Origin of the sequence: Streptomyces albidochromogenes, assembly GCF_005981925.1 — a bacterium.
Classification (GTDB): domain Bacteria; phylum Actinomycetota; class Actinomycetes; order Streptomycetales; family Streptomycetaceae; genus Streptomyces; species Streptomyces albidochromogenes.
Map to the genome: position 1 here is coordinate 1 of NZ_VBVX01000249.1, position 10,211 is coordinate 10,211.

Here is a 10,211-nt window from a genome sequence, read left to right on the forward strand (position 1 = left end):
CCCCTGCCCCGGCCCGTGACGGGGAAGGACCCGATCGCCGAGGCCCGCGCACTCCTGTCCCGTGGCGCGGTCCTCGCCGTGAAGGGCCTCGGCGGCTACCACCTCGCCTGCGACGCGACCGACCCCGCCGCCGTGGCCCTGCTGCGGCGCCGCAAGGCCCGCGGCGACAAGCCGTTCGCCGTGATGGCCCGGAGCACGGCAGACATCGAACACCTCGTACGCCTGGGACCCGAGGAGCGCCTCCTGCTCACCGGCGCCGTCAGACCCATCGTGCTGCTGCGCCGCCGCCAGGACGCCGACGCACCGGATTCCATGACCCCGCGCCTCGCCGACGAGGTCGCGCCGGGCAGCCCCGACCTGGGGGTGATGCTTCCGTACACCCCGCTGCACCACCTGCTGCTCGGCCTGCCCGGCGACAGCGGCCCCGGCGGAACCCGCCTGCTCGTCATGACCAGCGGCAACGTGGCGGGTGAGCCGATCGTCACCGACGACGACGAGGCACTGGACCGGCTGGCGCACCTCGCCGACGCCTGGCTCACCCACGACCGGCGCGTCCATGTCCCGTGCGACGACTCGGTGGTGCGCGTCTGCGACGGACAACCGCTGACCGTGCGCCGTGCCCGCGGCCACGCCCCGCTGCCCCTACGGCTGCCGTTCCCCGTACGGCCCGCCCTCGCAGTCGGGGGCGACCTGAAAAACACGTTCTGCCTCGCCGAGGGCCGCACGGCCTGGCTGTCCGCCCACATCGGCGACATGGACGACCTTGCCACCCAGCAGGCGTTCGAGCGGGCCGAGCAGCACCTGGAGTCGATCACAGGGGTGAGTCCTGAGGTCCTGGCCGCCGACCGCCACCCGGGGTACCGCTCCGGCCGGTGGGCGTCCCGGCACGCGGCCGGCCGCCCCGTCGTCCGCGTGCAGCACCATCACGCCCACGTCGCCGCGGTCATGGCCGAACACGGCCTGGACGGCGGCCGGCCGGTGATCGGCGTGGCGTTCGACGGCACCGGGTACGGCGACGACGGGGCCGTGTGGGGCGGCGAGTTCCTGCTGGCCGACTACGACAGCGCCGACCGGTTCGGGCACCTCGCGTACGTCCCCCTGCCCGGCGGCGACGCCGCGGTGCACCGCCCGTACCGCATGGCCCTCGCGCACCTGAGGGCGGCCGGCATCCCGTGGTCGGACGACCTTCCGTGCGTGACCGCCTGCCCTCCCGACGAACGACGCGTGCTGAACCGGCAGTTGGAACGCGGTCTGAACTGCGTCGGCACCTCCAGCATGGGACGGCTCTTCGACGCCGTCTCCTCGCTCGCGGGCATCTGCCACCGGGCCGGGTACGAAGCCCAGGCCGCCATCGCGCTGGAGGCCGCCGCGCTGTCCGATCCGGACCCGGGGGGCGTCGGTTACGCCTTCGCCGTGCGGCCCGGCGCCCCGGGTGACGACGTCACGGTGCGTGCCGATCCCGGGCCCGTCCTGGCAGCGGCCGTCGACGACGTACGCGCCGGTGCGGCGCCCGCCCTCGTCGCGGCGCGCTTCCACCGCGCCGTCGCCGCCCTCGTACACCGCGTCTGCGTCATGGCACGGGAGCGCCGCGGCCTGGACACCGTCGTGCTGACCGGCGGCGTCTTCGCCAACACCCTGCTCTCCTCGGCCTGCGCGCGGGCCCTGCGCGACGACCGCTTCACGGTCCTGCGCCCTCACCAGGTGCCCCCTAACGACGGGGGGCTGGCACTCGGCCAGCTCCTGGTGGCCGCCCGCGCGGCCGGGCCCGGGACCAGCGGCTGACGCGCGCGCCCCGGCGCACCGGACAACACACCACCCACAGCGAGGAGAAGGTCATGTGCCTGGCGGTACCCGGCAGAGTGCTGGACATCGAGGAGCGTGACGGCACACGGATGGCCACCGTCGACTTCGGCGGTGTGGTCAAGGAGGTGTGCCTGGAGTACCTGCCCGACCTCCAGGTCGGCGAGTACGCCATCGTCCACGTCGGATTCGCCCTGCAGCGCCTGGACGAGGAGTCGGCCAAGCAGACGCTCGAACTGTTCGCCACCCTCGGGATGCTCCAGGAGGAGTTCGGCGACCCCTGGGAACTGGCCGCGGAGGCCGGTGGAGCCCCGTTGCCGGCTGGCGACGGCACACCTGTGGAGGCACAGCAGTGAAGTACATCGACGAGTTCCAGGACCCCGGCCTGGCGCGTCGTCTGCTGGACGACATCCACGCGGCCGTCACCAGGCCGTGGGCGCTGATGGAGGTCTGCGGGGGACAGACGCACACCATCATCCGGCACGGGATCGACCAACTGCTCCCGGACCAGGTGGAGCTCATCCACGGCCCGGGCTGCCCGGTCTGCGTCACCCCGCTGGAGGTCATCGACAAGGCACTGGAGATCGCCTCCCGACCCGGAGTGATCTTCTGCTCCTTCGGGGACATGCTGCGCGTGCCCGGCACGGGCCGCGACCTGTTCCAGGTCCGCAGCGAGGGCGGTGACGTCCGGGTGGTCTACTCGCCCCTGGACGCGCTCAAGATCGCCCAGCAGAACCCGGACCGCGAGGTGGTGTTCTTCGGCATCGGTTTCGAGACGACCGCGCCGCCCAACGCCATGACGGTGTATCAGGCCCGCAAGCTGGGCATCCGCAACTTCAGCCTGCTGGTGTCCCACGTGCTGGTGCCCCCGGCGATCGAGGCGATCATGCGGTCGCCGAACTGCCGGGTCCAGGCGTTCCTCGCGGCCGGGCACGTGTGCAGTGTGATGGGCACGGGGGAGTACCCGGATCTCGCCGAACGCTTCAAGGTCCCCATCGTGGTGACCGGGTTCGAGCCGCTGGACATCCTCGAAGGCGTACGGCGGACCGTCCTGCAACTGGAGCGCGGCGAGCACACCGTCGACAACGCGTACGCACGCGCCGTCCGCCCCGAGGGCAACCCGGCCGCGCGGGCCATGCTGGCGGACGTGTTCGAGGTGACCGACCGCGCCTGGCGCGGCATCGGGGTCATCCCGGCGAGCGGCTGGCGGCTGTCGGAACGCTACCGGGAGTACGACGCCGAACACCGCTTCTCGGTCAGCGGCATCCAGACCCTGGAGCCGGCCGAGTGCCGGAGCGGGGAAGTGCTGCAGGGCTTGCTGAAGCCGCACGAGTGCGAGGCGTTCGGTACGGTCTGCACCCCGCGTACGCCGCTCGGCGCGACCATGGTCTCCAGCGAGGGCGCCTGCGCCGCGTACTACCTCTACCGGCGGCTCGACCTTCCGGCCGCCACGGCCCCCGAGACCGCCGCGACCCCCGCGCTGGACGCGACGCCGGTGCCGGCCGCGACCGCTGCCCCTGCCCCGCACGCGCCCCGGGAGGCGAGCCCCGTTGTCTGACACCACCACCGAGCCGAACGCGCCGGTACCGGACCTGACGGCCTGGACCTGCCCGGCTCCCCTCCGCGACCAGAGCCGGGTCGTGATGGGCCACGGCGGCGGCGGCGCGCTCTCGGCCGAACTCGTCCAGCACCTCTTCGCCCCCGCCTTCGGGGGAGAGGTACTGGCACAGATGGGGGACGCCGCCGCGCTCTCGCTGGGCGGCGTCCGGCTGGCCTTCTCCACCGACTCCTACGTGGTGCGGCCCCTGTTCTTCCCCGGCGGCAGCATCGGCGACCTCGCCGTCAACGGCACCGTCAACGACCTCGCCATGAGCGGCGCCCGCGCCGCCTACCTCTCCTGCGGATTCATCCTGGAGGAAGGCGTCGAGCTGTCCGTCGTGGCCCGGGTGGCCGAGGCGCTGGGCGCGGCGGCGCGCGAGGCCGGCGTCGAAGTCGCGACGGGTGACACCAAGGTCGTGGAGGCCGGGCACGGCGACGGGATCTTCATCAACACGGCGGGCATCGGACTCATCCCGCCGGGCGTCGACCTGCGCCCCCAGCGGGTCGTCCCCGGCGACGTCGTGATCGTCAGCGGCGCCGTCGGCGTGCACGGCGTGGCGATCATGAGCGTACGCGAGGGCCTGGAGTTCGGGGTCGAGATCGAGAGCGACTGCGCGCCGCTCGGCGGCCTGGTCGACGCGATGCTCGCCGTCACCCCCGACCTGCACGTACTGCGCGACCCCACGCGCGGAGGGCTGGCCGCCGCGCTGAACGAGATCGCGGCGGCCGCCGGCGTCGGCGTGGTCGTCCAGGAGCGGCACGTGCCCGTCCCGCCGGCCGTCGCCAACGCCTGCGCCATCCTGGGGCTGGACCCCCTGTACGTCGCCAACGAGGGCAAACTCGTCGCGTTCGTCCCGCGCGAGCACGCCGACGCGGTCCTGGACGCGATGCGCGCCCATCCGCTGGGCGCGGACGCCCAGGTGATCGGCGAGGCGGTGGACGCGCACCCCGGCATGGTGGTGGCCCGCACGGGCCTGGGCGGCACCCGCGTGGTCGACCTGCCGATCGGGGAACAGCTCCCGCGCATCTGCTGAGGCCCGGCGTCCACTCCCGACGCACCCCCGACGAGCCTCCGGCGTTCGGAGCTGCGTCGGGGGTGCGCCGTCGCCCGGCCGACAGCGGCCACGAACCGCGACCGCCCACCGGTACGGGTGATCAGCCGGGGCGGCGCTTGGTGGGCGGCTCCTGGGGGTCCACACCGGTGAACGCCGAGGCGTCCCTGGTGCCGCTCGGGCGCTGCGAACGGCCCTTGCGGCCGGTGTCCCGCATGCCCTCCTCGGACTGGTCGCCGTACTCCTCGCCGCGTGCGCCGTCGCTCTTGACCGTGTCGCCGGGGACGGGCTTCTTCTCCTCCCGGGAGGGCTTGCGGCCCGGCCCCTTCTCCGGGGCGTGCTCATCGGGGTGGAAGGAGCGGCGGGCACTCGGGTTCTCCTGCTGACGCGTGTCGTCCACGTCGGGGGCCCAGCCGTGGTGCTCGGCTCCCTGGTGACGGCTCGGCCCCTCGCCGTGCGAGGGCTCGGATGGCTTGGGATTCTTGGGCATGAGCCGACCTGCCTCCGGTGCGTGCGGAAGGCGCGCTCGACTGCGCACCTCCCTGGTAACCCGAATCCTTCCACTTGGTGGCGAAATGGGCACATTGCCGCGTGGGGTGCGGGAGGACTCCTGGACCGCGCGGTGCGTCGCAGGACGCCGCCCGCCCCACCTCTACTGACCGGTACACCCGTCGGTGTCGCCCCTCAGGAAGGCGAGGACTCGGCGTCGTCCCACAGCCATCCGGTCTCCGGGAACCGCTGGAGCAGGGTGGAGAAGGAGGCGGCCTGGTACATGGCGGCCGACCAGTCCCCGGCGGAGACGTCGAGCAGGACCAGGGACGGCGGTTCCTGCCGGAAGTCGTACGCGAGCATCTCGCGGGCCCCGTCCCCGCCGATGATCACGCTCCCGGGGAAGCGTTCCTGGAACTCGCCGGCCTCGTTGACCGGGACGAGATCCGTGACGGCATGCAGCATCATGAAGTCGTCCGCGGGAGGGACGAACCGGCTCCTCTTTCCCTCCGTGGCCAGGAAGTGCCGGTAGTCCTCGGGAAAGCGGATGCCGAAGTGGTGCTCGGCCCGTGCGATCAGGTCGTCGTCCATACGGCAGTTCTACCTGTGCCGGGCGGCCGCCGTTCGCGGTGCCCCTACGCCTGCGAGAGCATGAGGGGCATGAGGGCGTCATGGGGCAGACCTGTCCGCGAGCCTCCGCCCTCACGACGCGGCCGGTGATTGACTGCACCGCATGCCGCTTGACGACTACGGAGTGCTGTCAGGAACCCTGCACCGTCATTTCCGCGACCAGCCCGACACCCAGGGCCGCTGGTTCCACGTCAACCTGGAGGTCGACGCGCCGGCGGGCCGGTACCGTTGCGCCGTCGACGTGGACAGCAAGCAGTCCACCACCGGCGTCCAGTGGAAGGTCTTCACCCTGGAGGCGTCGGCGCTCGGTCCCGTGGCCGGACTGGGACCGGGCTACCAGGACCTGGCCGGGAGCTCCGGATCAGGTGCGCTCGACTGCATCAGGCATCCCGCTCTGGCGCAGCGCGCCGGCTGCGTCTTCGTACGACGGCCGCCTGCCTGGATGCGGGCCGTGCTGGACAGGCTGAACCCGCCCCGGCGGTGGATCTCCGGTTCCAACCTGGACGCCGCGCGGGCCCTGGAACCCCTCCTCGTCCCCGGACGGGTCGTCATGGTCTTCGGAGAGCCGTTCGGCCAAGGGCTCGGCATGCACAACATCCATCAGAACCAGGGCGACCCCTACGGCAGTCAGTGGTGGGACGAGAACGGCATCTGGCAGGACGGGGCGACGATGACCCGGCGGCCCGACGGCCGGTTCGACGTGTTCCTGTCGAAGTTCTCCACCCAGGCCGACCGGACGGACAACGACGGTCACCCCGCCTAGAAAGTACGCCGCCACGCCCGGCCGCGACGGCCGGCACCGCCGGCCGTCGCCTCGGGCTTCCACTGGGACAGCGCTCTCCTGCCGCATCCGCGCCAGACCGACGGCGAGACGCGTGCGCGATGCCCGCCACTGGTCATCAGCGCGTTCACCGGCGCCAGCGGGTCGCCGGCCATCGTCTTGGCCAGCAGCACGCCGACCGCCAGCGGCAGCAGGGTCGCGGCAAGGGCGGTGCCGGTGCTGGTGACGTGCCGCATGCGCACGCGCCGTGCTTCAGGACTCATGGTTCCCATTCCAGCGCCGGACGAGCGGCGGGTCATCGGACGGCGTACTCAGTTCTTCAGGCCCTGCGTACTCAGGCTCCGGCCGCCGTGGATGAGCACCGCCGGCGTGGCAGCCGGGGACCGCGCCACCGTCCGCGTCGGTGTCAGGTTCGTGCAGGCGGAACTGCCGCCCGTGACTGCCGCTTCGGCCGGGCCGGCGGTTCTACCGTCGGTTTCCGGCGGACAGCGGCGGAGTGGCCGCGGCTGCGCCTTCTCGTACCGGGAGTGCCCATGAAGAAGAACCGGCTGGCAGCGGGCGGCGCGGCGGCGGCGATCGCCGTCGGACTCGCCGTCGGTGCGGCGGCGCCGGCGAGCGCCGCCCCGGCCGAGCGGATCGGCTCCATGCAGGAGCTGCACGCCCACGTGGCGAAGGCGGTGGCGCTGGAGTCGACCCAGGCGGGCACGCTCGGCGACCCGGTCGGCCAGAAGGTCACCGAGTCGGTCGAGAGCTGACGGTGGTGGGCACCGTGGGAGTCGCGCGCCGCGACGGCTCGGACAAGGGGCCGGAACAGCTTCCGGTCACCTGGTGTCCGAGTGGGGCCGCTGACCGGCCGGAGTCGCAGGTGCTCGGTGTACGTTCCGGAGAGGACGGCCACGTCGTGTACCTAGACGGTCCGGTGGCGGCCGCCGAGGTGCTGGGTGTGGTCCCGGCGGGCATCGAACCGACCCGTGTGCTGAGGTTCGCCTCGCACTGCGTGTCCGCGTGCGCGCACCGGCGGGGCAACGACTGCACGCTCGTCGAACGGGTGCGGACGCTGCCCTCGGCGCGCGAGGAGCGGTCGGTCCCACGGTGCCACCTGCGCGGGCGGTGCCAGTGGTGGCAGCAGGCAGGGGTGTCCGCCTGCCACCGTTGCCCGGCGGTGACCACCGCGACCTTCCGCGAGGACACTCTCGCCACCCTGGTCGCGGACCCGGCGACCACGCCGGAGCAGCTGACCGCGTGGATCGCCGCCTCGCCGGACGGACCCGGGCCCGAGCCCGACGGGCCGGAAAGCCTGGGAACCTCGGACGCGGCAAGCGCCGGCACCTCGCCCTGATCCCGCGCCGTGCCCTCGTGTCCGGCCACCCGGTTCGACCGGTGCCGCCGCGAGAGTACGACAACCGCATGCTCAGTACGGCCGGTGCGTCCGGGGAGAACGTCTCCCCGGACGCACCGGCCGTTGCGCGACGGCTGAGCGGGCCCTGTCGCCCTGTGCGCACAGGCGGCCGGGCCGCCGGCCGGCCGAGGCCGATGCCCGTGGCCGGCCCGTCGCAGGACACCGAACCGACCGAGCGAGTCGTCTCAGGCCGGAGAGTGAGACGCGCGGTCCCCGCCCGGGGCATCTCCCGCACGGACAGGACGGCCGTACCGCACGTTCGAGGGGCCGCACACGAGTGTGCGGCCCCTCGAACGTGCGGTACGGCCGGTCACCCGCCACCGGCTTCGGCCGGTGGATCGTCCAACGCCAGGGCCAGGGCCGCGTGGTGGCCCTGTGGGGCGAGGACGTCGCTGAGGGTCCAGCCGGGGGGTGCGGTCGGCTCCGGGCCGGCACCGACGTAGTCGGCCGCGGGGTCGGCGGACAGCCCCACGCCGGTGCCCTTGAGGTAGGCCTCCTTGCGGGTCCACACCCGGGTGAAGGCCGGCGGACGCTCGCAGGCGGGCAGGACGGCGAGTTCGGCCGCCTCCCGGGGGTGCAGCACATCGGCGGTCTCGGCGATGGCCGCCGCGTCCGGTACCGGCTCCACGTCCACGCCCACCGGAGTGGTCGCGAACGCGAGCAGGCTCAGCCCCTCGCAGTGCGACAGGGAGAAGTGCAGGGTGCCTCCGGGGACGACGGGTTTGCCGTGCGGCTCGTCGCAGTGCGCGCACGGCGCGCGCTCGACGACCACGTCGCGGGCGGCCATCCCCAGATAAGCCCCCAGCAGCCGGCGCAGCGCCACATGCGCGCACACATAGCCGTCCCGGTCGGCGGAGCGTACGAACTCCGCGGCGCGGGCCAGCTCCAGGGAGTCCAGGGTGTCGGGGGCGTGCCGGGTGGCGTGCGTCCGGTACGCCGTGGTGTCCACCAGCCACAGCCCGGGATCCGCCGGGTTCGGGGCGGCGCCGGCCGGTCCCGCGCCGGACAGGCGGCGGGGTACGAGCAGCCGTCCGGTGGTCGTTGCGGCCATGTCGGATGCCTCCAGTTCGGGTGGGCGGATCACGCGGGGGCGGCGACCGGGTTGTCGGCGGCGCCGGGCGCGGGCTCTTCACCGGACTGCCGTCCCGGGGCGGCCGGGACCGGGCCGTCGGCGGTGGGCCGCTGCCGCAGCGCGAGGAAGGCCGCGATCGGCGACACTGCGGCGATCGCCCCGCACAGCAGCCAGGTCCGCTGCACCCCCAGCACCAGCGACAGCGAGCTGAACAGGGCGATGGACAGCGGCGCGGTGCCGATCCCGGCGAGTGACAGGGTCGACATGGCCGCCCCCATCCGGTCCCGGGGGGCCGCCTGCTGATAGAGCGTCACGATCGCCGGCCCGTTCAGGCCGGACAGCAGGCCGACGGCCGCGGCCACCGCGGTCAGCGACAGCGGCGAGGCCATCAGCGCCATCACCGTGATCCCCACGGCCAGTCCGGCCCCGGTCACGACCAGCCGGACGAACACCGGGATGCGGTGGGCGAAGGCGGCGCCGAGCGCACTGGACGCGAGCGCCCCGACGCTGAACGCCGCCAGCACCATGGCCACCGCGCCGACACCCCAGCCGCGCTGGTGCACGAGCAGCGGCAGGGCCACCTCGGCGGGCCAGCTGAACGCCATGTCGAGGCAGAGGGAGGCGATGAACATCCAGCGCAGTCGCGGATGCCGGGCCAGCAGGCGGAATCCGTCGCCGGACCGCCGCAGCAGGGACGGGCCGCCCTTCTGCCGTACGGGCCGGCTGAAGCCGTGGGTGACGTACAGCAGGCAGCCGAGCCAGATCGCGCCGGTGACGGCGGCCGCCGCGAACGCCACCCACAGCTCGCCGACGGTGATCAGCCAGGCGCCGGCCGGGGTGCCGAGGATGGGGGCGACACGGAGCACCATCGCGTACGCCGAGTTGGCGCGCGCGAGCTGGTCTCCGCTCGCGAACCGGGGCAGCAGCACCCCGGAGGCCGGGCCGGCCAGCCCGAGCAGCATCCCTTCCACCAGGGCGATCAGCACCAGGGGCCACAGGGCGTGGGTGGTGGCGGTGACCACCGCGCCGGCCACGAGGAGGGCCGCGCGCGCACTGGTGGTGCGAAGCAGCACGAAGCGTGGACCGAGCGTGTCGGCCACGGCCCCGCCGAAGACGAGCATCAGGGCGCGGGGCACGGTCGCCGCCAGCATCAGGAGGGTGACCGCCTTGGTGCCGCCGATCTGCACGGCGGTCCAGTTCATCGCGATCAGCAGGCCGAAGCTGCCGAGCTGGACCGCCGCCTGGCCGCCGACGAGCGCGCCGACCCGGCCCCAGGGAACGGCGGCCGGGCCCTGGTCTGCGGCGGGGGGCGCGGGGGAGGTCGCGGTCATCGGGATTTCCTTCGCGTGGCGGGTGGTGTGGGTACGGCGGGCGTCGTGGGAACGGCGG

General features: G+C 73.6%; 12 protein-coding genes. 7 read left to right on the plus strand and 5 right to left on the minus strand.

The genetic code is table 11. The features are described 5' to 3' along the window. The 4 genes from hypF to hypE form a co-directional block, all read left to right on the plus strand. The coding region (hypF, locus tag E2E34_RS25795; protein WP_138904314.1) for a carbamoyltransferase HypF at nucleotides 1–1,782 on the plus strand (1,782 nt) is incomplete at its 5' end. 53 nt (nucleotides 1,783–1,835) lie between these two features. Then, complete coding sequence (locus E2E34_RS25800; RefSeq protein WP_138904315.1) at nucleotides 1,836–2,156, plus strand: HypC/HybG/HupF family hydrogenase formation chaperone; 321 nt, start codon at nucleotides 1,836–1,838, stop codon at nucleotides 2,154–2,156. Next, on the plus strand, nucleotides 2,153–3,358 hold the full coding sequence (hypD, locus tag E2E34_RS25805; RefSeq protein WP_138904316.1) for a hydrogenase formation protein HypD: 1,206 nt from the start codon (nucleotides 2,153–2,155) through the stop codon (nucleotides 3,356–3,358). The genes E2E34_RS25800 and hypD overlap by 4 nt, the downstream gene beginning before the upstream one ends. Next, nucleotides 3,351–4,433, plus strand: coding sequence for a hydrogenase expression/formation protein HypE (gene hypE, locus E2E34_RS25810; RefSeq protein WP_138904317.1), 1,083 nt, complete (start codon nucleotides 3,351–3,353; stop codon nucleotides 4,431–4,433). The genes hypD and hypE overlap by 8 nt, the downstream gene beginning before the upstream one ends. Before the next feature lie 121 nt (nucleotides 4,434–4,554). Here the strand turns inward: hypE and E2E34_RS25815 are convergent, their stop codons facing one another. Both E2E34_RS25815 and E2E34_RS25820 read right to left on the minus strand, forming a co-directional pair. Beyond that, a complete protein-coding gene (locus E2E34_RS25815; RefSeq protein WP_138904318.1) occupies nucleotides 4,555–4,941 on the minus strand; it encodes a hypothetical protein in 387 nt (128 codons plus the stop codon). Between the two features lie 194 nt (nucleotides 4,942–5,135). Continuing rightward, entirely contained in the window at nucleotides 5,136–5,531 is a 396-nt protein-coding gene (locus E2E34_RS25820; protein WP_138904319.1) for an SMI1/KNR4 family protein, read from the minus strand. A 142-nt stretch (nucleotides 5,532–5,673) separates the two neighbouring features. Between E2E34_RS25820 and E2E34_RS25825 the strand changes: the two genes are divergently transcribed. Next, the gene (locus E2E34_RS25825; protein ID WP_138904320.1) at nucleotides 5,674–6,333 is read left to right on the plus strand and encodes a DUF2278 family protein; all 660 of its coding nucleotides are present in this window, start codon (nucleotides 5,674–5,676) and stop codon (nucleotides 6,331–6,333) included. On the opposite strand, the gene E2E34_RS25830 is transcribed toward E2E34_RS25825, so the two are convergent. After that, on the minus strand, nucleotides 6,330–6,614 hold the full coding sequence (locus E2E34_RS25830; protein WP_138904321.1) for a hypothetical protein: 285 nt from the start codon (nucleotides 6,612–6,614) through the stop codon (nucleotides 6,330–6,332). The genes E2E34_RS25825 and E2E34_RS25830 overlap by 4 nt on opposite strands. Before the next feature lie 270 nt (nucleotides 6,615–6,884). Between E2E34_RS25830 and E2E34_RS25835 the strand changes: the two genes are divergently transcribed. Continuing rightward, nucleotides 6,885–7,106: a hypothetical protein gene (locus tag E2E34_RS25835; protein WP_138904322.1), complete on the plus strand. Its 222-nt coding sequence runs from the start codon at nucleotides 6,885–6,887 to the stop codon at nucleotides 7,104–7,106. Between the two features lie 110 nt (nucleotides 7,107–7,216). Next, nucleotides 7,217–7,690, plus strand: coding sequence for a hypothetical protein (locus tag E2E34_RS25840; RefSeq protein WP_244316101.1), 474 nt, complete (start codon nucleotides 7,217–7,219; stop codon nucleotides 7,688–7,690). Nucleotides 7,691–8,060: 370 nt separating this feature from the next. Here the strand turns inward: E2E34_RS25840 and E2E34_RS25845 are convergent, their stop codons facing one another. Both E2E34_RS25845 and E2E34_RS25850 read right to left on the minus strand, forming a co-directional pair. After that, nucleotides 8,061–8,801, minus strand: a complete 741-nt coding sequence (locus tag E2E34_RS25845) for a 4'-phosphopantetheinyl transferase family protein (protein ID WP_138904323.1) — start codon at nucleotides 8,799–8,801, stop codon at nucleotides 8,061–8,063. A gap of 29 nt (nucleotides 8,802–8,830) precedes the next feature. Next, on the minus strand, nucleotides 8,831–10,153 hold the full coding sequence (locus tag E2E34_RS25850; RefSeq protein ID WP_138904324.1) for an MFS transporter: 1,323 nt from the start codon (nucleotides 10,151–10,153) through the stop codon (nucleotides 8,831–8,833). Nucleotides 10,154–10,211 lie beyond the last annotated feature (58 nt).